The sequence below is a fragment of the Pseudomonas solani genome (genome assembly GCF_026072635.1).
Taxonomy (GTDB): Bacteria; Pseudomonadota; Gammaproteobacteria; order Pseudomonadales; family Pseudomonadaceae; genus Metapseudomonas; species Metapseudomonas solani.
Genome location: NZ_AP023081.1, coordinates 1,592,168 through 1,612,360 on the forward strand (window position 1 = coordinate 1,592,168; position 20,193 = coordinate 1,612,360).

Consider the following 20,193-nt stretch of genomic DNA (forward strand, 5'->3'; position numbering starts at 1 on the left):
CAGGAAATCGGCAGGGGGCGGATTTTCTAAAGCACGGGTTCCAGTTCGTGGCCACAGGCCAGGCAATGGCTGAGCCATTCGCCGAGGAAGAGGTTGAGCTGGCTCTTCTCGTCGGGCTGGTGCATATCGGCGTTCGGGTAGGGGTAGAAGCTGCGCAGGCGCCGGGCATTCTCGGCGCTGACCACCTCGGCCATGCGCGCATCGTGGTAGACGCGCACCTCCAACTGCGGAGAGGGCAACCAGGGCAGGCTGAGCTCCTGGCGCACCTTGAGCGTGGTGGTGTAGGGGCAGGCTTCGACCACATCCAGCGCCAGCACCCCCACCAGGCGTTCGCCCTGGCTGAGGGCCACGCGGCGCGAAGACTGGGCTTCGCGCATGTGCGGCAGCAATCGCATCAGCCGGGCATAGTTCGCCTCGCAGGCCGCTTGCAGCCCGACGAGGTCCACCCGGTAGCGATCGCGCAGCAGATTCACATCCACATCCCCCGAACTTCATCCCGGTTCAGTGCCAGCCATTGCAGGGCGATGATGGCGGCGGCGTTGATGATCCGGCCGTCGCGCAGCGCGGCCAGGGCATCGGCGAAGGACAGCACGTGGACGCGGATGTCCTCGCCCTCTTCCGCCAGACCGTGCACGCCACCGGCAGCGCCGCTGTCGCAGCGCCCGACGTAGAGATGCACGAATTCGTCCGATCCCCCTGGAGAAGGATAATAGGCGGTGATCGGCCACAACGACGTCAGCGTCAGGTCGGCTTCCTCGACGGCCTCACGGCGGGCCACCTCGTCCGGTTCCTCGTCCTTGTCGATCAGCCCGGCCACCAGCTCCAGCATCCAGGGGTTGGCGCTCTTCTGCATGGCGCCGACGCGGAACTGCTCGATCAGCACCACCTGGTCGCGCTGCGGGTCGTAGGGCAGCACGCACACGGCATCGTGGCGCACGAAGAGCTCGCGGCTGAGGGTCGGCCCCATCTCCCCGGAGAACTGGCGATGACGCAGGTGCAGGCGATCCAGGCGATAGAAGCCACGGAAGCATTCTTCGCGCTTGATGATCTCGACCGCGTCCGGTCCGGGTTTGAAGGTATCTATCATCTGCGTCTCACTCGATCTGATGGTCCCGCTTTTCGCGCATCCTACTCTGGCGACTCGCCTTGCGCAGCCTCTTTGCAGATGGATTCGCGGCTGGGATCATGGCTCCCCGCGAGCGAACTCGAACCGCCCCAGGCAGTCGAAGCTCGCAATCCATAACGACTCCTCACCCGATGACGAATTCAATCCCGATGCACAAGAAACTGCTCCTTCTCGGCTTCGCCCTCCTCCTCGGCGCCTGCCAGGCCCTGACGCCCGGCGACGGCGGCCTGGCCGTCAAGCGCGATGCCTGGGAGCACCTCAAGCCCGGTTGCCAGGGCGACAGCTGCCCACTGGTGAACATCGACGTCATCAGCTTTCCCGATCACCCGCAGCTCAGCGAACGGGTGACCCAGCGCCTGCTGCGCATGACGGCCGACGCACCGGATGCACCGCTGCCGGCCTCCCTGCAGTCCTACGAGAAGGACTTCCTGCAGCGCGCCGAGCCGGGCTGGGCCAGCTACCTGCAAGCCAAGGTGCGTGAACAACGTGACCAATTGACCATCATCGAACTGTCCAGCTACCTGGCCACCGGCGGTGCCCACGGCATGCCCGGGCGCGGCCTGATCAACTACGACCGCACGCTGGACAAGGTGCTGACCCTGCGCGACATGCTCGTCCCCGGCCAGGAAGCCGAGTTCTGGAAGCTCGCCGAGCAGGCCCACCAGCGCTGGCTGGTCGCCAACAAGCTGGACCAGGACCCGGAATACGCGAGCACCTGGCCCTTCCAGCGCACCGAGCACATCGCCCTCGGCCGTGGCGCGCTGCTGCTCAAGTACGACGTCTACAGCATCGCGCCCTATGCGGGCGGGCACCCGGAGCTGACCATCCCCTACCCGCAACTCAACGGGATATTGAAGCCGCAATACTTCCCCGGCCGCGGCTGAGGGAGCCCAGCACCAACTGCAGCCCGCCGGCCAGCAGCAAGGCCGGCAGGGTGGCGCCCACCTCGGGCATGAAGTTCGCCAGCAGGTGGTAGACGGTCACCCCGCAGGCCCAGGCGGTCAGCGTGTCCCAACGCAGGGCCCGGCGCGGTGCCAGCTCCTCGCGACGGCGGCGCAGCACGAAGTGATCCACCAGCACCACGCCAAACAGCGGCGCGAACACCGAGCCGATCAGCAGCAGGAAGTTCTGGTACTCGGCCAGCGGCGCGAACCAGGCGATCAAGGTGCACAGCGCGCCGATGGCCAGGGCCAGGTGCTCCACCTTCACCGGCACCAGGATGCCGCTGGAAACCGCCGCCGAATGGATGTCGGCGAAGGCGTTCTCCGACTCGTCCAGCAGGATCAGCAGCAGCGGGATGCCCAGGCCGGCACCGGCCAGTGCCAGCAACAGTGCGTTGACCTCGCCGCTCGGGGCGAAGGCCAGGGTGTAGGCGACGCCCAGGCTCATCAGCCAGAAGTTGCCGAGGAAGAAGCCCAGGGCAGTACCGCCGAACACATTGCGTGCGCGCTTGCCGAAGCGCGAGTAGTCGGCGATCAGCGGCAGCCAGGACAGCGGCATGGCGATGGCGATGTCGAAGCCCAGTGCGAAGGGCAGCGAGCCGTCGCCGCCACGCGCCCAGATGGCGCCCAGGTCGGCCTTGTCGAACAGGTTCCAGGTCAGCCAGATGCAGGCGCCCAGCAGCAGCCAGATGCCCCACTTGCGCAGCACGCGGCGCACGAAGGTGAGCGGGCCGGTCACCGCCAGCAACGTCGCCAACGCCCCGAAGAACAGGGTCCAGAGCGCCGGCGAGGCCAAGGCGCTGCCCTCGCCCCAGGCACGGGTGGCCAGCAGGCTGGCGGCATCGCGCATGACGATGATCTCGAATGCGCCCCAACCCACCAGTTGCAGGAGGTTGAGCAGCGCCGGCAGCACCGCGCCGCGTTTGCCCAGGGCAAGGCCGAGGGTGCCCATGGCGGAGAGGCCGGTGTCGCTGCCGATCACCGCCGCAGCGCCCAGCAGCAACACGCCGACAGCGGTGCCGCAGGCGATGGCCGCCAGTGAACCGGCCAGGCCGAGCCCCGGCGCCAGCAGCGCGCCGAGTTGCAGCACCATCAGGCCGACGCCGAGGGAGAACCAGAGGGAGAACAGGTCGCGCGCGCCGAAGACGCGCTGGCCGGCGGGAACCGGCAGGGTCGGCGAGTAGCTGGGAGTGGTCACGATGACGAAGGCCCTGAAGGTTGAACGCAGAAGGCCCGGCGCACTGCGCCGGGCCCGTTGGCTGTAGCCGCGAGGTCGGTCAGACCTGCTTGTAGATCACCGAGCCTTCGTCCTTGAAGCGTGCCGCCTGCTCCTGGAAGCCCGCCTCGATGGCGCGGCTTTCCTCGGAGAGGCCATTCTCCTTGGCGTAGTCGCGCACCTCCTGGGTGATCTTCATGGAGCAGAACTTCGGCCCGCACATGGAGCAGAAGTGCGCCACCTTGGCCGAGTCCTTCGGCAGGGTTTCGTCGTGGAAGGCGCGCGCGGTGTCCGGGTCGAGGCCGAGGTTGAACTGGTCTTCCCAGCGGAACTCGAAGCGCGCCTTGCTCAGGGCGTTGTCGCGGATCTGCGCGCCCGGGTGGCCTTTGGCGAGGTCGGCGGCGTGGGCGGCGATCTTGTAGGTGATGATCCCGGTCTTCACGTCATCCTTGTTCGGCAGGCCCAGGTGCTCCTTGGGCGTGACGTAGCAGAGCATGGCGCAACCGAACCAACCGATCATGGCAGCACCGATGCCGCTGGTGATGTGGTCGTAGCCGGGGGCAATGTCGGTGGTCAGCGGGCCGAGGGTATAGAACGGCGCCTCGTCGCAGCACTCCAGCTGCTTGTCCATGTTCTCCTTGATCAGTTGCATGGGCACGTGGCCGGGGCCTTCGATCATGCACTGCACGTCGTGCTTCCAGGCGATCTTGGTCAGCTCGCCGAGGGTCTCCAGCTCACCGAACTGCGCGGCGTCGTTGGCGTCGGCGATGGAGCCCGGACGCAGGCCGTCGCCCAGCGAGAAGCTGACGTCGTAGGCCTTCATGATTTCGCAGATTTCCTCGAAGTGGGTATAGAGGAAGTTCTCCTGGTGATGAGCCAGGCACCACTTGGCCATGATCGAGCCGCCACGGGACACGATGCCGGTGACGCGCTTGGCGGTCAGCGGCACGTAGCGCAGCAGCACGCCGGCATGGATGGTGAAGTAGTCGACGCCCTGCTCGGCCTGCTCGATCAGCGTGTCGCGGAACAGCTCCCAGGTCAGGTTCTCGGCGATGCCGCCGACCTTCTCCAGCGCCTGGTAGATCGGCACGGTGCCGATGGGCACCGGCGAGTTGCGGATGATCCACTCGCGGGTTTCGTGGATGTGTTTGCCGGTGGACAGGTCCATCACCGTGTCCGAGCCCCAGCGGATGCCCCAGGTCAGCTTGGCCACTTCTTCCTCGATGGAGGAGCCCAGGGCCGAGTTGCCGATGTTGCCGTTGATCTTCACCAGGAAGTTGCGGCCGATGATCATCGGCTCCAGCTCGGTGTGGTTGATATTGGCGGGAATGATGGCGCGGCCGCGGGCGATCTCCTCACGCACGAACTCGGGGGTGATCACCGCAGGGATGCTGGCGCCGAAGCTGTGCCCGGCGTGCTGCTCCTTGAGCAGGCCGGCGGCGCGCGCCTCGGCCAGCTTCATGTTCTCGCGGATGGCGACGAACTCCATCTCCGGGGTGATGATCCCCTGGCGGGCATAGTGCATCTGGCTGACGTTGCACCCGGCCTTGGCCCGGCGCGGGTTGCGCACGTGGGCGAAGCGCATGGCGGTCAGCTCGGCGCTGGCCAGGCGCTCCTGGCCGAAGCTGGAGGACAGGCCGGCGAGCAGCTCGGTGTCGCCACGGTCGTCGATCCATTTCGAGCGGACGTCGGCCAGGCCCTTGCGCACGTCGATGGTCACGCTCGGGTCGGTGTAGGGGCCGGAGGTGTCGTAGACCATCACCGGGGCGTTGATCTCGCCGCCGAAGGCGGTGGGGGTCACGTCCAGGCTGATCTCGCGCATCGGCACGCGGATGTCCGGGCGCGAACCCTGCACGTAGATCTTCTGGGAACGGGGGAAAGGCTGGATGGATTGCTGGTCGACCTGGGCGCTCTCGCTCAGGTTCGCTTGTTGTTTTGCAGTCATCGGCTAGCTCCTGGGTGATGTCGGAGCGAACCTGAAAGGCAGAGTGCACCGGGACCGGTGCCGAGAGGAACCTCCCAAGAATGCTGCAAGGCGGGGGAGGCGCATCTTGTTCCCTACGCAGGCCTTAACCTGATCAGGTTCAACGGGATCCGGAACTTTCCGATCTCAGCCTCCGATTCGAGGCACCCCGACAAGAACGCGACCAGTCTAAACAAGCCCCCCGAACAAAACCAACCCCAAGGTCAGAAATAAATGACCAGCCCGTCCGAAACCGACGCCCCGGACCGCGCCGCGCATTCATTGTTCCCGGCAAGCAACATAACGTGTTGCAAACTACACTGACCCCGCCATGGAGTCGTCTTGACCGCGTACCATGGCAGCCGTAGCCTTGCCCGACTTCACTGAATCTAGGATTGATCATGCTGCGCAGACTCTCACTGGCTGTTGCCGTGGCCTCCGCTTTCGCGGGTAGCGCCTGGGCAGCAGAGGCCCCGCTGTCAGCCAAGACGGACCTCGTGACCGTCTACAAGGACGCCGTAGACAACAACGCCGATCTCGCCGCCGCGCGCGCCAACTTCGAAGCCGTGCGCGAAGCCGTGCCCCAGGCCCGTTCCGGCCTGCTGCCGCAGATCAATGGTGGCGCCACCGCCAACGACACCCGCACCAAGCTCGATGAGCCGTCGGCCACCAGCTCGCGCAGCGGCATCGCCTACCAGGCCAGCCTGAGCCAGCCGATCTTCCGCGCCGACCGCTGGTTCCAGCTGCAGGCCGCCGAGGCCAGCACCGAGCAGGCCTCCCTGGAATTCTCCGCGACCCAGCAGAACCTGATCCTGCAGACCGCCGAAGGCTACTTCGCCGTGCTCCGCGCCCAGGACAACCTGGCGTCCACCAAGGCTGAGGAAGCGGCGTTCAAGCGCCAGCTCGACCAGGCCAACGAGCGCTTCGATGTCGGCCTCTCCGACAAGACCGACGTGCTGGAAGCCCAGGCCGGCTTCGACACCGCCCGTGCCAACCGCATCATCGCCGAGCGCAACGTGGATGACGCCTTCCAGGCCCTGGTCACCCTGACCAACCGCGAATACGCCTCCATCGAAGGCATCCAGCACACCCTGCCGGTGGTGGTGCCCGCGCCGAACGATGCCAAGGCCTGGGTCGACACCGCCGCCCAGCAGAACCTCAATCTGCAGGCCAGCAACTACGCCGTCGACGCCGCCGAAGAAACCCTGCGCCAGCGCAAGGCCGGCCACGCACCGACCCTGGATGCCGTCGCCCAGTACCAGAAAGGCGACAACGACAGCCTCGGCTTCAGCAACACCGGTTCCAGCCCGGTGCGCTACGGCAGCGACGTCGAGCAGCGCACCATCGGCCTGCAGCTGAACATCCCGATCTACAGCGGCGGCCTGACCAGCTCCCAGGTGCGTGAGTCCTACCAGCGCCTGAGCCAGACCGAGCAGCAGCGCGAAAGCCTGCGTCGCCAGGTGGTGCAGAACACCCGCAACTACCACCGCGCGGTGAACACCGACGTTGAGCAGGTCAAGGCCCGTAAGCAGTCGATCATCTCCAACCAAAGCGCCCTGGAAGCCACCGAGATCGGCTACCAGGTCGGTACCCGCAACATCGTCGACGTGCTCGATGCCCAGCGCCAGCTGTACGGCTCGGTGCGCGACTACAACAACGCGCGCTACGACTACATCCTCGACAACCTGCGCCTGAAGCAGGCCGCCGGCACCCTGGCCCCCTCAGACCTGGAAGCCCTCGCCAGCTTCCTCAAATCCGACTACGACCCGGACAAGGACTTCCTGCCCCCGGACCTGGCCAAGGCCGCAGAAGCCAGCCTGAAGAACAAGGCCGACTACTGAGTCGTCACCGCCCCATGAAAAAGCCCGGCACATGCCGGGCTTTTTCATGGGTGCCTTTCCAGACACATGTAGGGCGGGTGAAATCCGCCGATGACCATGCACAGGGGCAAGTCGGGTTGCACCCGACCTACGGCTTAGCCCGTAGCATGCACCCTCAGTCCCGATAATCCGGCGCCATCCGCTCCAGCAGCCTCAACAGCGCCTGCCAGGCCAGGTCCATCGCATCCGGGTCGGTCAGCTCGCCCTCCCCGGCCGGTTGCGCGGGCTCGTTGAACTGGCGCTGGGTGTGCTCGCAGACTTCATGGGGCGGCAGCAGCAATTCGCCGCCGGCCTGGGCCGCCACCTGGATGTCACAGGCCTTCTCCAGGTAGTACATGCGCAGGAAGGCCTGTGCGGGCGTCTCGCCAACGGTGAGCAGGCCGTGGTTGCGCAGGATCATCACCGGCTTGTCGCCCAGGTCCGCCACCAGGCGCTTCTGCTCATCGAGGTTGAGCGCCACGCCTTCGTAGTCGTGGTAGGCGACGCGGCCGTAGAACTCCATGGAAATCTGGTTCACCGGCAACAGCCCCGCCGGCTGCGCGGCCACGGCACAGCCCGCGCGGGTGTGGGTGTGCAACACGCATTGGGCATCTTCGCGGGCGGCATGGATGGCGCTGTGGATGACGAAGCCCGCCGGATTGACCTTGTAGCGGGTGGGCTCCACCGCCTTGCCCTGCAGGTCGATCTTCACCAGGTCGCTGGCGCGGATCTCATCGAACATCAGCCCGTAGGGGTTGATCAGGAAGTGATGCTCCGGCCCGGGTACCCGCACCGAGATGTGGGTGAAGATCAGGTCGGTCATGCGGAAGTGGGCGATCAGCCGGTAGCAGGCGGCCAGTTGCTGGCGCAGGGCGCGCTCCTCGGGGGAGCAGGACGATGGGGGCAGCGGGGCGTGCAGCGGCGTCATGGAAGGCTCCAGGGTCGATCGAAAAGGAAGCGGCCCACCGCCGAGGTGGGCCGGGCAAGGGGCACCCTATCAGCGTACCGCCCAGGCGTTGAAGCACTCCTCCAACTCCTCGCCATGATCGACCCAGAACTCCACATCCATCGGCAGGCTCGCCGCCAGCGCATCGGGCGTCACCGGGATCCAGCGGGCCTGTTCAGCGTCCAGCGCGGCGGCAGCATCGCGGTTGGTCGGCCCGTAGGGGATACGGCGGATGTACTCCAGCTGCGGCGCCTTGCGGTTGGCGAAGGCGATCAGTCGCTCGGCCTGCTGCGCATGCCGGGAGCCCTTGATGATCGCCCAGTAATCCATGCCGTATAGGCTGCCCGGCAGCACCAGGTCGAGGTTGCGTCCGGCCTGGTGCGCCGCCGCCACGCGCCCGGTATAGGACGAGGTCATCACCACGTCACCGGCGGCGAGCCACTGGGTCGGCTGGGCGCCCGCCTCCCACCACTGGATCTGCGGCTTGATCTGGTCGAGCTTGGCGAAAGCGCGGTCCACGCCGCCCGGGCTGGCGAGCACCTTGTACACGTCGGTCACCGGCACGCCATCGGCCAGCAGGGCGAACTCGAGGTTGTACACCGCACGCTTGCGCAACCCGCGCTTGCCGGGGAATTTCTCCAAGTCCCAGAAATCGGCCCAGGACGTGGGCGCTGCCTTCAGCCGGTCGGCGTCATAGGCGAGCGCAACACCCCACACCAGCGCGGCCGAGCCGCACTCCTGGGCGGCATCCTCGATCAGCCGCTCACTGCCGCCCATGCGTTGCCAGTCCAGCCGCTCGAACATCCCGCTTTCACAGCCCCGAACCAGGTCCGGCCCTTCGATCTGCACCAGGTCCCAATCGACGTGGCCGGTATCGGCCATCACCCGGATGCGCGCCATTTCGCCGTTGTATTCGCTCTGGATCAGCGGCTTGCCGTCCTCGGCCACAAAGGGTTTGAAGAAGGCCTCGTCCTGGGCCTTCTGGCCGTCACCGCCGTAGCCGACCACCACCATGTCGGGTGCGCCCTGGGCCGCCACGGCGGGCATCAGCGCGGCCAGCAGAGTGATGAGAGGCAGGTTCGAGAAGCCGCGCGAAGGGCGCGAAGAGTCGTGTCGCATGAGGTTCTCCCATTGTTCTTGTTGTGCAGGGATGGCCCGTCAGGGGGCACGCATCACGCTAGTTGTCACTCAGTTAAAAAACAAGTTGATTTTTTACCATGGGTAAATCAGTAATGGATTAATAAGAATTCCAGCAGCCCCGACGAGGATTGCCATGCACGCCTTCCCGCACCTGTTCGAACCCCTGCACATCCGTGGCAAGCGCCTGAAGAACCGCATCATGTCCAGCGGCCACGACACCAGCCTGCCCACCGACAACCGGGTCAACGACGCGCTGATCGCCTACCAGCGCACCCGCGCCGAAGGCGGCGTCGGGCTGATCGTGCTGCAGGTGGCCGGTGTGCACGACAGCGCCCGCTACACCTCGCACGTGCTTATGGCCACCGACGACACCTGTATCGAGGGCTACCGCGAACTGGCCGAGGCCTGCCAGGCCCACGGCACCCTGGTGCTGTCGCAACTGTTCCACCCCGGGCGGGAAATCATGGAGACCGCCAGTGGCCTGCTGGCGGTGGCCTATGCGCCCTCGGTCAGCCCCAACGAGCGCTTCCGGGTAATGCCCCGGGCGCTCGACCAGCGGATGATCGACGAGATAGTCGCCGGCTACGGCGCCGCCACCCGCCGTCTGCGCCAGGCCGGCCTCGATGGCGTGGAAGTGGTGGCCAGCCACGGCTACCTGCCCGCCCAGTTCCTCAACCCCCGGGTCAACCACCGCGAGGACGGCTACAACGGCGATCTGGACGCGCGCCTGCGCTTTCTCCGCGAGGTGCTGTCGGCGGTTCGCCAGGCCGGCGGCGAGGACTTCATCGTCGGCCTGCGCATCTCCGCCGACGAGCGCGATCCGCAGGGGCTCAGCGAGGATGAATCGCTGCAGGCCGTGCTCGCCCTGGAAAGCGAACTGGACTACGTGCACCTGGTAGCCGGCACCTCCGCCTCCCTCGGCGGCGCCGTGCACATCGCGCCGCCCATGGCCATCGCGGCGGCCTACCTCGCGCCGACCGCGGCCGGGTTCAAGGCACGACTGCATATCCCCCTGTTCGTCACCGGGCGCATCAACCAGCCCCAGGAAGCGGAGCAGATCATCGCCAACGGCCAGGCCGATGTCTGCGGCATGACCCGCGCCCTGATCTGCGACCCGCTGATGCCGGAGAAAACCGTCGGCGGCCGCGTCGAGGACGTGCGCGCCTGCATCGCCTGCAACCAGGCCTGCATCGGCCACTTCCACAAGGGCTACCCGATCTCCTGCATCCAGCACCCGGAAACCGGCCGCGAGCTGCGCTATGGCCAGCCGGCCAGGGCCACGCGGGCGCAGCGCATCATGGTGGTCGGCGGCGGCCCGGCCGGCATGAAGGCCGCCGCCGTGGCCGCGCAGCGTGGCCATGAGGTGACGCTGTTCGAAGCGGCTGCGCAGCTCGGCGGCCAGGTGCTGCTGGCGCAACTGCTGCCCCGGCGCAGTGAGTTCGGCGGTGCCGCCACCAACCTGCAGCGGGAAATGGAACTGGCCGGCGTGAAGGTCGTGCGCAACACCCGCGTCGACCGTGCCCTGGTGGAGCGCGAGCGCCCGGACCAGTTGATCATCGCCACGGGCGCCACGCCTTACTGGCCGGATTTCGAGCGCGGTGGGGCACTGCAGGTGGTGGATGCCTGGCAGGTGCTCAGGGGCGAGGTGCAGCTCGGCCCTTCGGTGGTGGTCGCCGACTGGCGCTGCGACTGGATCGGCCCCGGCATCGCCGAGCACCTGGCGCGCAACGGCCACCAGGTGCGCCTGGCGGTGAATGGCACCCACTGCGGCGAAAGCCTACCCCTCTATGTGCGCGACCAGATGGTGGGCGAGCTGCACCGCCTCGGCATCCCCATCACGCCTTACGCACGGCTCTATGGCTGCGATGACGACACCGTCTACATGATGCACACCGCCAGCGGCGAGCCCATGCTGTTCGAGGCCGTGGATACCCTGGTGCTGTGCCAGGGCCACCAGCCGCTGGATGAGCTGGGGGCGACCCTGGAAGGCCTGGTGCCCTTCCAGCGCATCGGCGATTGCCTGGCCGCACGCACGGCGGAGGAAGCCATATTCGAGGGGTTGCAGGCGGCCTGGGAAATCTAGGGCGCGACGGGCCCGCGCCTGCTTTACAATGCCGCGTTCGCGCGGGGCCAGCCCTCCGCCCAGCCCCAAGGACCGGAGGGATCATGAGCCCCAGCCTGCCGCCGCCCGGCACCGCCAATGCGCCCGAGAGCCAGTTCCTCGGTACGCGCATCCGCGCCCTGCGCAAGCGCCGCGACATGACCCTCGCCGAGCTGGCCGAACAGAGCTCGCTGACCGCCGGCTACATCAGCCAGCTGGAACGCAACCTGGCCTATCCCTCGATCCCCGCGCTGTTCAATATCGCCCGCAGCCTGGGCGTGACCATCCAATGGTTTTTTGCCAGCGAAGCCCCCACCGCCGAGGCGGACAAAGGCTATGTGGTGCGCAAGAACAGCCGCATGAGCTTGCACTACGACGACGGCATCACCGACGAGCTGCTCAGCCCGCAACCAAGCCGCTCGCTGGAAATCCTCCACTCGCGATTCCCCCGGGCACCTACAGCGAAGAGAGCTACAGCCACGAGGGCGAAGAAGCGGGCTATGTGCTCAGCGGTGAATTCGAGCTCTGGGTCGGCGAACGCCACTTCCTGCTGGGTGAAGGCGACAGCTTCGCCTTCTCCAGCCAGGAGCCCCACCGCTACGGCAACCCCGGCGACAAGGACACGCTGATCCTCTGGATCATCACCCCGCCGACCTTCTGAGGCGGGCCTGGCCCGGGCTCACCCCAACTGGCGGGCGATGCCGCCCAGCAACCGCTCCAGCGCCCCCTGGTTGGCCCTGAGCACCGCCAGCCCGGCATCGTGCATGCGGGTCGCGGCGGCGCTGTCGCGCCAGAGGCTGGCGACGGCGCTCTGCAACGCTTCGGTGTCGGCCACTTCGATCAGGGCGCCGTTGTCACGCAGCTGCGCGGCGATATCGAGGAAGTTGAACAGGTGCGGGCCGCTGAGCACGGGCTTGCCCAGCGCGGCCGGCTCCAGCAGGTTGTGCCCGCCATTGGGCACCAGGCTGCCACCGACGAAGGCGATGTCGGCCAGGGCGAAGAGGAACAGCAGCTCGCCCATGGTGTCGCCCACCAGCACCGACGTCGCGGCGGTGACCGGCTCGCCGGTGGAGCGACGCACCGCAGCGAAACCTTCGCGGCAGCACAGTTCGAATACCGGGTTGAAGCGCTCCGGGTGACGGGGCACCAGAAGCAGCAGCGCATCGGGGCGCTCGGCCAGCAGTTGGCGATGGGCGGCGAGGATGATCTCGTCCTCCCCCGCATGGGTGCTGGCGGCGATCCAGACCGGGCGTTGCTCGGCGGCCCATTGCTGGCGCAGGTCGGCGGCGCGGATGGGCAGCTCGGGGTCAATGCGCAGGTCGAACTTGATCGAGCCGGTCACCGTCACCGCTTCGGGGCGGGCTCCAAGGGTGCGGAAACGCTCGGCCTCGGCTTCGGTCTGCACCGCGAGCCAGCTCAGCTCGGCGAGCATGGGCGCCGTCAGCTTGTGGAAGCGCGCGTAGCCACGGGCGGAACGCTCGGACAGCCGCGCATTGGCCAGCACCACCGGCACGCCGCGCTTGTGGCACTGGTGGATATGGTTGGGCCACAGCTCGGTTTCCATGATCACCGCCAGCTTCGGCTTGAGCAGGCGCTGGAAGCGCGCCGCCGCCCAGGGCAGGTCATAGGGCAGGTAGCAGTGCTGCACCTGGTCGCCGAACATCGCGCGGATGCGCTCCGAGCCGGTGGGGGTCATGCAGGTGACGGTGATCGGCAGTTGCGGGTCGCGTTCGCGCAGGGCGCGGATCATTGGCGCCGCGGCGATGCTCTCGCCCACGGATACCGCGTGGACCCAGATGCCGCCCGGTTGCAGGGGCGGCAGGCCGAAGGCGAAGCGCTCGGCGATGCGCCGGGCATAGGCCGGCGCGCGCCAGGCCCGCCAGGCCAGGCGCAGGGCGATGAGGGGCAGGCCGAGGTGGAACAGCAGGGTATAGAGGGTGCGATTCATGGGCGCGGAGCTTATCAGAGCACGGGCCCGGGATCAGCCGACGGCCTTGAGGTGCTCGGCGAAGCAGTCGGCCAGCCACAGCGCCGCCGGACCCAGCGCCTCGTCGCGGCGGCACACCAACTCCACCACCAGCGGCGGCGGCGTCCAGTCGCTGCTCAGCTCCACCAGCTGGTTCTGGTAGGTCGGGTACTGCACCACGTGGCGTGGCAGCCAGGCCCAACCGAGGTTGCGCATCAGCAGCTCGGCCATGGTGTAGAAGCTGTCAGTACGCCAGATCGACGGGCTGAGCTGCTCGCCGCCGGGGTAGCGGCTGTCCTGGGGCGCCATCAGCAACTGGCGATGCCGGGCCAGCTCGCGGCGGTCGACATGGCCGACGCCCGCCAGGGGATGGCCGACGCCACAGACGGTGACCATCTCGATGGTGCCCAGGCGCTGGCGCTCCAGTGCCTCGGGCATCTGCTCATGGTGAAACAGCAGGCCCAGGTCGGCGCGGCGCTCCAGCAGCTTGCGCGCCACATCGCCCTGGGCACCGCTGGCCAGTTGCACCTCCAGCAGAGGGAAGGCCTGGGCCAGGGCCTCCAGGCTGTCGAGCACCGGCTGGTAGGGCATGGCTTCGTCCTGGGCCAGGCGCAGGCGCACCTCCTCACCGCGCACCAGCCCCAGCGCGCGCCCCTCCAGGCGCTCGCACTGGCGCAACACTTCCCGCGCCTCCTCCAGCAAGGTGCTGCCCGCGGCCGTCAGGCGTGGCTGGCGCCCGCTGCTGCGCTCGAACAGGGTGACGCCGAGATCGGCCTCCAGTAGGGCGATGGCGCTGCTCACCGCCGACTGCACGCGGTTGAGCCGGCGCGCCGCCGATGAGAACGAGTGGCCCTCGGCGACGCTGACGAACAGGCGGATCTGCTCCAGGTTCCACTGCATGACCTATCTCCTATTCAGATAGGTAATCACTTTATCCCATCATCCAGATGACTAGAATCGGCAGCCTGATTTCAAAGGAGGCCATCATGACCGGCTATCTGTACCTCGCCATCGCCATCACCGCCGAAGTGATCGCCACCACCTCGATGAAGGCCCTCGACGGCTTCAGCAAACCCGTTCCGCTGCTGCTGGTGGTGATCGGCTACAGCATCTCCTTCTGGATGCTCAGCCTGGTGGTGAAAAGCATTCCCGTGGGCATCGCCTATGCGATCTGGGCGGGCCTGGGCATCGTTCTGGTGAGCATCGCCGCGGTCTTCCTCTACCAGCAGAAGCTGGACCTCCCGGCCATGCTCGGCATGGGCCTGATCGTTTCCGGCGTGGTGGTGATCCAGCTGTTCTCCAACAGCACCGGCCACTGATCCACGTCGGCCCCGCCTCACGGCGCGCGTTATACTGCGCGCCGGTTTTCTTCGAGGCAGCTTCCATGTCCCAGGTTCTCAGCACCGACGTCCTCATCGTCGGCGGCGGCGTCGCCGGTCTCTGGCTCGCCGCACGCCTGCGCGGCCAGGGCTACTCCACCCTGCTGGTGGAGAACGCCAGCCTCGGCGGCGGCCAGAGCGTAAAGTCCCAGGGCATCATCCACGGCGGCGCCAAGTACGCCCTGCACGGCGCGCTGACCGGCGCCTCGGAAGCCATCGCCGACATGCCCCGCCGCTGGCGCGAGGCCCTGGCCGGTGACGGCGAGCTGGACCTGCGCCCGGTGCGCCTGCTGTCCGATGCCCATTACCTGTGGTCGCCCGGCTCGCTGGCCGGCAACATCACCAGCTTCTTCGCCAGCAAGGCGGTGCGCGGCCGCGTCGACCAGGTCAAGGGCGAGGCCCTGCCGCCGGCGCTGCAACACCCGAAATTCAAGGGCAAGGTCTATCGCCTCGCCGAACTGGTGCTCGACGTGCCGAGCCTGATCCAGCGCCTGGCGGACCTGGCCGGCGACGGCCTGCTGGCCGGGCACGCCATCGAGCCGCTGCGCGAGGGTGACGAGTTGGTCGGCCTGGTGGTCGATGGCCGCGCCATCCGCGCCCAGCGCATCGTCCTCAGTGCCGGCGCCGGTAACGAGGCGCTGCTGCAGGCCCTGGGCATCCAGCAGCCCGGCATGCAGCGCCGCCCGCTGCACATGGTGATGGTCAAGGCGCCCAGCCTGAAGCCGCTCTACGCCCACTGCCTCGGTGGCGGCCCCAAACCGCGCGTCACCGTCACCACCCACCCTGCCGCCGATGGCCAGTGGGTCTGGTACCTGGGCGGCGACATCGCCGAAGCCGATGGCGTCGCACGCAACGAAGCCGAGCAGATCGCCGCCGCCGAGAAGGAACTGCACGACCTGCTGCCCTGGATCGACCTCTCCGCCGCCCAGTGGGCGACCCTGCGGGTGGACCGCGCCGAACCGAGCCAATCCGGCCTGGTGCGCCCGGACAATGCCTTCCTCGCCGACCAGGGCCGCCTGCTGGTGGGCTGGCCGACCAAGCTGGCGCTGGCCCCGGACTTCGCCGACCGGGTGATCGCCGCCCTGGAGCGCGACGGGGTGCAACCGACCCAGCAGCCGCCCCTGCCCGAACTGCCGCGCCCGAGCCTGGCGCAACCGGTATGGGAGGAACTGCTGTGAGCCAGAGCAGCCTGCATCACCTGCACCGCCCCCTGGGCGACACCGGCCTGGTGGTTTCGCCGCTGGGCCTGGGCACCGTCAAGCTGGGCCGCGACCAGGGCGTCAAATACCCGTCCGGCTTCACCATCCCCGATGACGACGAAGCCGGCCGCCTGATCGGCCTGGCCCGCGAGCTGGGCATCAACCTGATCGACACCGCGCCGGCCTATGGCCGCAGCGAGGAACGCCTCGGCCCGCTGCTGCGCGGCCAGCGCCAGGACTGGGTGATCGTCAGCAAAAGCGGCGAGGAGTTCGAGGCGGGCCAGTCCAGCCACGACTTCAGTCCGGCGCACACGCGCCGCTCGGTGGAGCGCAGCCTCAAGCGCCTGGAGACCGATTACATCGACCTGCTGCTGCTGCATTCCGACGGCAACGACCTGCGCATCCTGCAGGACAGCGGCGCCTACGAGACCCTCGCCGAGCTCAAGCGCGAGGGCAAGATCCGCGCCTTCGGCCTCTCCGGCAAGACCGTGGAAGGCGGCCTGCTGGCGCTGGAGCGCGGCGACTGCGCCATGGTCACCTACAACCTCGCCGAACAGGGCGAGAAGCCGGTGCTGGACTATGCTGCCAGTCACGCCAAGGGCATCCTGATCAAGAAGGGCCTGGCCAGCGGCCATGCCTGCGTGGGAGCCGGCGTCGACCCGGTGAAGGCGAGCTTCGAGCTGATCTTCGGCCACCCAGGCGTCGGCAGCGCCATCATCGGAACCATCAATCCGCTGCACCTGTCCCACAATGTCACGACGGCCGCCGAGGTGCTGAAAGGCCGTCCCTAGAGCGCCGCAACTGCGGCCGACCCCGACGCAAGAAGGAGCCGACATGCCGCGAATACTCGCCCGTAAAGACCCGGGGGCGTTCAAGACCCTGCCCCTCCATGTCGAGGCCACGGCCGATGGCCTGGCCTACCAGGCCCTGGGGCTGCCGCTGAACTTCACCCAGATGCTCGAACGCCGCCGGCGCCCGGTGGAGATCGCCGACAGCCAGCGTTTCGCTGTCGAGCTGGCCAACCTGGGCGTCTCCGTGCGCCTGACCCTGGAGCTGCAGGGCCGAGAATACTGGGTGCTGGTGCGCCAGCGCCGGCTGGACCGCGGCGACACCGTGCTCAAGCTGATCTCCGGCTACGTGCCGGCCCATGAGCTCAACCTGCCGCTGCTCACTGCCATCCAAGAAGTGGCCGAGGAATGCCTGATCGAGACGCCCGAAGGCTGGCTCGGCGGGCGCTTCGCCGATACCTGGCTGCCCACACCCTACCAGCGCCAGCTGCATTATCGCGAGGCCAGCCACTTCCGCCTGAGCCCGTTGTCCGGTGCCGCACGCCCGGTGCAAAGCGGCAGCCTGACCCTGCTGGAACGCCCCCGCGCTTACGTGCACCTGCCCACCGCCTCGCTGCAGCTGGTCTACGACATGAGCCTGGAGCTGCCCCGCGACGCCCGCCAGCTGAGCTTCTTCCACGTCGATGAAAGCCTGCACGACGGCGAGCTGGTGGCCGCGCTGGAGCGGCGCCGCCCGGACATCTACCTGCTGGCCCGTGACCACGGCAAACCCACCGGCGAACTGCTGACCCTGCGCAATGGCGAACTCAAGCCCGCCAGCACCCGGGGCATCTGGCTGTCGGAAAGCTTCGCCGAGCAGGACGGCTGGCTGGTGCGCGACGAACGCATCCGCTGGAAGGACTGGCTGGCCCGCGTCGGCACCGCCGAGCAGGCCAAGCGCCTGGCCTGCTGAGCCCCTGATAAACCCGTCGCCACAAAAAAAGAACCCCGCCGAGGCGGGGTCAATCGGGCACTACAACAGAATCACTTGAGTTCGCTTGAGCTCTTGCCCAGCAGGCGACGGGCGATGATCAGCAGCTGGATCTGCTGGGTTCCCTCGAAGATGTCGAGGATCTTCGAATCCCGCGCCCACTTCTCCAGCAGTTCGTCCTCGCCGTAGCCGAGGGCCCCGACCAGCTCCACGCACTTGAGCGTCACCTCGTTGGCCACGCGCCCGGCCTTGGCCTTGGCGATGGAGGCCTCCTTGGAGTTGGGCAGCTTGTTGTCCGCCATCCACGCGGCCTTGAGGGTCAGCAGGCGCGCGGCCTCCCATTCGGCTTCCAGGCGGTAGAGGGTCGCCTCCACATGGCTGACGCTGAGCAGCGGCTTGCGGTAGTCGAAGGTGCAGCCGGCCTTCTTCAGCAGCTCACGGGTGCGGTCCAGGGAGGCCTTGGCCACGCCTATGGCCATGCCGGCCACCAGCGGGCGGGTGTTGTCGAAGGTCTCCATCACCCCGGCGAAACCTTTCTGCACATCGATCTCGGCATTGCCCAGCAGGTTGGCCGCCGGCACCCGGCAGTCGCTGAAGCTGATGGACGCGGTGTCCGAGGCCTTGATGCCGAGCTTCTTCTCCAGGCGGGTGACGCTCATGCCGGGCGTGCCCTTCTCCACCACGAAGGACTTGATCGCTGCGCGGCCCAGGCTCTTGTCCAGGGTCGCCCAGACCACCACCGCGTCGGCGCGCTCGCCGGAGGTGACAAAGATCTTCTCGCCATTGAGCACGTAGTGGTCGCCATCCTTCACCGCCGTGGTGCGGATGGCTGCGGAGTCGGAGCCACAACCCGGCTCGGTGATGGCCATGGCCGCCCAGGTGCTGCCGAAGCGCTTGAGCTGTTCCTCGTTGGCCACCGCCGCGATGGCGGCGTTGCCCAGCCCCTGGCGCGGCATGCCCAGCAGCAGGCCGACATCGCCCCAGCAGAGTTCGATGACCCCGAGCAGCGCCGAGAGGTTGCCGCCGTTGCGCACACCCTCCTCCACCTGGCCGCTGCCGCGCTTGCTGGCGGAGGTGGCACCAACGGCGTCGGGGGAGCCGGCGTTCATGCCGTCCAGCAGCGCAGCCAGCAGGTCCAGCTCCTTGGGATAGGCATGCTCGGCCTTGTCGTACTTGCGCGAGATGGGGCGGAAGTAGTTGGCCGCCACCTGGTGCGCCTGGTTGGCCAGGCCACGGAATTTCTTGGGGGTTTCAAGGTTCATCGTCATCCCCTTAAAGGTGCAAGCCGCCGGCCATGATGGCCACGGCGCGGAGGTCGCGGTACCAGCGCTCGGCCGGGTGCTCCTTGGTGAAACCGTGGCCACCGAGCAGTTGCACCGCGTCGGTACCGATCTTCATCGCCTTCTCGGCGCACAGCAGCCGCGCCAGGTAGGCCTCGCGCTGGAACGGCTCGCCGCGCTCGGCCCGGGCACAAGCACGCCAGACCATCATGCGCATGGCGTCGAGCTCGATGGCGATGTCCGAGACCATGAAGGCGACGCCCTGGCGGTGGCTGATGGGCTCGCCGAAGGCGACACGCTCGTTGCAGTAGGTGACCACGTAATCCAGCGCCGCCTGCCCGGTGCCCAGGGCCAGTGCACACCAGCCCAGGGTGGTGAGATCGAGGAAGCGCTGGTAGTCGAAATCGGCCGCGGCCAGGCGGTTCTCCAGCGGCACCTTGACGCCCTTGAGCTGCACCCGTGCGGTGGAGCAGGCCTTCAGCCCCATGCCGGGCTCGGCCTGGCGTTCCAGCCCCTTGGCACCGCCCTCCACGAGGAACAGCGCCGGGCCGTCTTCGGCCTCGGCCGCGACGATCAGCTGGCTGGCGTTGAGCCCTTCGAGCACCAGGCTCTTCTCACCGGACAGCTGGTAGTGCTTGCCCTTGCGCCGCGCCTTGGTGGCCAGGCGATGGGGATCGGCCAGCAACCCCGGCTCGCTGACGGCGATGGCCATCAGCGGCGGGCGCTCTTCGCCCACGAAGGCCGGCAGCCAGCGGGCCTGCTGTTCGGGCGAGGCGGAACGACGGATGCAGTTGGCGGCGGAAAGCGGCACCAGCAGGGAAGCGGCCAGGGACAGGTCGCCCTGCCCCAGGGCCTCGGCGATCAGCGCGTTGCTGATGACGGTACGTTCGCCAGCCATGCCGCCGTGCCCCTCACCCACGCCGTAGTGGGCAAGACCCAGCTCCAGCGCCTGGTTGAGCAGCTCGGCGGGGATGGCGCCACGGGCGTCGGCGTCATGGGCCGCCGGGCGCAGCACCTCCAGGGCGAAACCCTGGAGCATCTCGCGGATCATCTGCTGCTCGTCGGACAGGGACAGGTCGAACAGCGCATCCGGGTCGGCCGCACGCGGCTTCTTGGCGGCCTTGCCGGAACGCTCGGCGACCATCTGGAAGCCGGCACGGCTGCCGGTGTAGAGGAGTTTTTCGAAGGGTTTGCGCAGCTTGAACCGGTCCGGCCAGTCGGCCTGGGCAACGCGGTTCAGCACGGACAGGGCGCGTCCCTGTGCATCGGTACTCATGGGCATCTCGCTCCACGCGGGGTGAGGATGCCTCGATGATGCG

The 20,193-nt window shown here is 67.7% G+C and carries 17 protein-coding genes, 1 pseudogene and 1 riboswitch; of the genes and pseudogenes, 8 read left to right on the forward strand and 10 right to left on the reverse strand.

Features of this window, described 5'->3' with window-relative positions; genetic code table 11:
• Positions 1-26: 26 nt before the first annotated feature.
• Both PSm6_RS07400 and PSm6_RS07405 read right to left on the reverse strand, forming a co-directional pair.
• Entirely contained in the window at positions 27-479 is a 453-nt protein-coding gene (locus PSm6_RS07400; protein WP_021219768.1) for a DUF1249 domain-containing protein, read from the reverse strand.
• On the reverse strand, positions 470-1,087 hold the full coding sequence (locus PSm6_RS07405) for an NUDIX domain-containing protein (RefSeq protein ID WP_021219769.1): 618 nt from the start codon (positions 1,085-1,087) through the stop codon (positions 470-472). The genes PSm6_RS07400 and PSm6_RS07405 overlap by 10 nt, the downstream gene beginning before the upstream one ends.
• Positions 1,088-1,287: 200 nt before the next feature.
• On the opposite strand from PSm6_RS07405, the gene PSm6_RS07410 reads away from it, so the two are divergent.
• The gene (locus tag PSm6_RS07410) at positions 1,288-2,010 is read left to right on the forward strand and encodes an RsiV family protein (RefSeq protein ID WP_371877113.1); all 723 of its coding nucleotides are present in this window, start codon (positions 1,288-1,290) and stop codon (positions 2,008-2,010) included.
• Here PSm6_RS07410 and cytX read toward each other — a convergent pair.
• Positions 1,967-3,265, reverse strand: a complete 1,299-nt coding sequence (cytX, locus tag PSm6_RS07415; RefSeq protein WP_021219771.1) for a putative hydroxymethylpyrimidine transporter CytX — start codon at positions 3,263-3,265, stop codon at positions 1,967-1,969. The genes PSm6_RS07410 and cytX overlap by 44 nt on opposite strands.
• 79 nt (positions 3,266-3,344) lie before the next feature.
• Entirely contained in the window at positions 3,345-5,228 is a 1,884-nt protein-coding gene (gene thiC / locus PSm6_RS07420; protein ID WP_043242360.1) for a phosphomethylpyrimidine synthase ThiC, read from the reverse strand.
• Between the two features lie 93 nt (positions 5,229-5,321).
• Positions 5,322-5,428, reverse strand: a riboswitch (TPP riboswitch).
• A gap of 219 nt (positions 5,429-5,647) precedes the next feature.
• Between thiC and PSm6_RS07425 the strand changes: the two genes are divergently transcribed.
• The gene (locus tag PSm6_RS07425) at positions 5,648-7,087 is read left to right on the forward strand and encodes a TolC family outer membrane protein (protein ID WP_031287807.1); all 1,440 of its coding nucleotides are present in this window, start codon (positions 5,648-5,650) and stop codon (positions 7,085-7,087) included.
• Positions 7,088-7,241: 154 nt separating this feature from the next.
• On the opposite strand, the gene PSm6_RS07430 is transcribed toward PSm6_RS07425, so the two are convergent.
• Positions 7,242-8,033 carry a class II aldolase/adducin family protein gene (locus tag PSm6_RS07430; protein WP_265169936.1) on the reverse strand — a complete coding sequence of 264 codons (792 nt, stop codon included), beginning with the start codon at positions 8,031-8,033 and terminating at the stop codon, positions 7,242-7,244.
• A 69-nt stretch (positions 8,034-8,102) separates the two neighbouring features.
• On the reverse strand, positions 8,103-9,170 hold the full coding sequence (locus PSm6_RS07435; protein WP_371877040.1) for an ABC transporter substrate-binding protein: 1,068 nt from the start codon (positions 9,168-9,170) through the stop codon (positions 8,103-8,105).
• A 154-nt stretch (positions 9,171-9,324) separates the two neighbouring features.
• On the opposite strand from PSm6_RS07435, the gene PSm6_RS07440 reads away from it, so the two are divergent.
• Together PSm6_RS07440 and PSm6_RS07445 are read left to right on the forward strand one after the other, a co-directional pair.
• Positions 9,325-11,274, forward strand: a complete 1,950-nt coding sequence (locus tag PSm6_RS07440) for an oxidoreductase (RefSeq protein ID WP_265169937.1) — start codon at positions 9,325-9,327, stop codon at positions 11,272-11,274.
• Positions 11,275-11,357: 83 nt separating this feature from the next.
• A pseudogene (locus PSm6_RS07445) lies at positions 11,358-11,953 on the forward strand (cupin domain-containing protein).
• 18 nt (positions 11,954-11,971) lie between these two features.
• Here the strand turns inward: PSm6_RS07445 and waaA are convergent.
• Together waaA and PSm6_RS07455 are read right to left on the reverse strand one after the other, a co-directional pair.
• Positions 11,972-13,240: a lipid IV(A) 3-deoxy-D-manno-octulosonic acid transferase gene (gene waaA / locus PSm6_RS07450; protein ID WP_265169938.1), complete on the reverse strand. Its 1,269-nt coding sequence runs from the start codon at positions 13,238-13,240 to the stop codon at positions 11,972-11,974.
• 33 nt (positions 13,241-13,273) lie between these two features.
• Positions 13,274-14,158 (reverse strand): LysR family transcriptional regulator, encoded by an 885-nt coding sequence (locus tag PSm6_RS07455; protein WP_184490568.1) that lies wholly within the window; start codon positions 14,156-14,158, stop codon positions 13,274-13,276.
• An 86-nt stretch (positions 14,159-14,244) separates the two neighbouring features.
• Here PSm6_RS07455 and PSm6_RS07460 point away from each other — a divergent pair, with 86 nt between their 5' ends.
• The 4 genes from PSm6_RS07460 to PSm6_RS07475 all read left to right on the forward strand — a co-directional run bounded on the left by PSm6_RS07460 (position 14,245) and on the right by PSm6_RS07475 (position 17,576).
• Entirely contained in the window at positions 14,245-14,577 is a 333-nt protein-coding gene (locus PSm6_RS07460; RefSeq protein WP_021219791.1) for a DMT family transporter, read from the forward strand.
• A 65-nt stretch (positions 14,578-14,642) separates the two neighbouring features.
• A complete protein-coding gene (locus PSm6_RS07465; RefSeq protein ID WP_265169939.1) occupies positions 14,643-15,815 on the forward strand; it encodes an NAD(P)/FAD-dependent oxidoreductase in 1,173 nt (390 codons plus the stop codon).
• Entirely contained in the window at positions 15,797-16,627 is an 831-nt protein-coding gene (locus PSm6_RS07470; RefSeq protein WP_371877042.1) for an aldo/keto reductase, read from the forward strand. Before PSm6_RS07465 ends, PSm6_RS07470 begins: the two co-directional genes overlap by 19 nt.
• A gap of 43 nt (positions 16,628-16,670) precedes the next feature.
• Positions 16,671-17,576, forward strand: a complete 906-nt coding sequence (locus PSm6_RS07475) for a metal ABC transporter ATPase (RefSeq protein WP_265169941.1) — start codon at positions 16,671-16,673, stop codon at positions 17,574-17,576.
• Positions 17,577-17,647: 71 nt separating this feature from the next.
• Here PSm6_RS07475 and PSm6_RS07480 read toward each other — a convergent pair whose 3' ends face one another.
• Together PSm6_RS07480 and PSm6_RS07485 are read right to left on the reverse strand one after the other, a co-directional pair.
• Entirely contained in the window at positions 17,648-18,856 is a 1,209-nt protein-coding gene (locus tag PSm6_RS07480) for an acyl-CoA dehydrogenase family protein (RefSeq protein WP_021219795.1), read from the reverse strand.
• Positions 18,857-18,866: 10 nt separating this feature from the next.
• Positions 18,867-20,156 carry an acyl-CoA dehydrogenase family protein gene (locus tag PSm6_RS07485; protein ID WP_265169942.1) on the reverse strand — a complete coding sequence of 430 codons (1,290 nt, stop codon included), beginning with the start codon at positions 20,154-20,156 and terminating at the stop codon, positions 18,867-18,869.
• Between the last annotated feature and the right edge of the window lie 37 nt (positions 20,157-20,193).

What these genes read in the sequence shown, in the direction of transcription:
- PSm6_RS07440 (WP_265169937.1), top strand. Translation starts at nt 9,325, where the DNA reads ATGCACGCCTTCCCGCACCTGTTCGAACCCCTGCACATCCGTGGCAAG.
- PSm6_RS07485 (WP_265169942.1), bottom strand. Translation starts at nt 20,156, where the DNA reads ATGCCCATGAGTACCGATGCACAGGGACGCGCCCTGTCCGTGCTGAAC.
- PSm6_RS07425 (WP_031287807.1), top strand. Translation starts at nt 5,648, where the DNA reads ATGCTGCGCAGACTCTCACTGGCTGTTGCCGTGGCCTCCGCTTTCGCG.
- thiC (WP_043242360.1), bottom strand. Translation starts at nt 5,228, where the DNA reads ATGACTGCAAAACAACAAGCGAACCTGAGCGAGAGCGCCCAGGTCGAC.
- PSm6_RS07470 (WP_371877042.1), top strand. Translation starts at nt 15,797, where the DNA reads ATGGGAGGAACTGCTGTGAGCCAGAGCAGCCTGCATCACCTGCACCGC.
- PSm6_RS07455 (WP_184490568.1), bottom strand. Translation starts at nt 14,158, where the DNA reads ATGCAGTGGAACCTGGAGCAGATCCGCCTGTTCGTCAGCGTCGCCGAG.
- PSm6_RS07480 (WP_021219795.1), bottom strand. Translation starts at nt 18,856, where the DNA reads ATGAACCTTGAAACCCCCAAGAAATTCCGTGGCCTGGCCAACCAGGCG.
- PSm6_RS07475 (WP_265169941.1), top strand. Translation starts at nt 16,671, where the DNA reads ATGCCGCGAATACTCGCCCGTAAAGACCCGGGGGCGTTCAAGACCCTG.
- PSm6_RS07435 (WP_371877040.1), bottom strand. Translation starts at nt 9,170, where the DNA reads ATGCGACACGACTCTTCGCGCCCTTCGCGCGGCTTCTCGAACCTGCCT.
- PSm6_RS07405 (WP_021219769.1), bottom strand. Translation starts at nt 1,087, where the DNA reads ATGATAGATACCTTCAAACCCGGACCGGACGCGGTCGAGATCATCAAG.
- waaA (WP_265169938.1), bottom strand. Translation starts at nt 13,240, where the DNA reads ATGAATCGCACCCTCTATACCCTGCTGTTCCACCTCGGCCTGCCCCTC.
- PSm6_RS07465 (WP_265169939.1), top strand. Translation starts at nt 14,643, where the DNA reads ATGTCCCAGGTTCTCAGCACCGACGTCCTCATCGTCGGCGGCGGCGTC.
- PSm6_RS07460 (WP_021219791.1), top strand. Translation starts at nt 14,245, where the DNA reads ATGACCGGCTATCTGTACCTCGCCATCGCCATCACCGCCGAAGTGATC.
- PSm6_RS07430 (WP_265169936.1), bottom strand. Translation starts at nt 8,033, where the DNA reads ATGACGCCGCTGCACGCCCCGCTGCCCCCATCGTCCTGCTCCCCCGAG.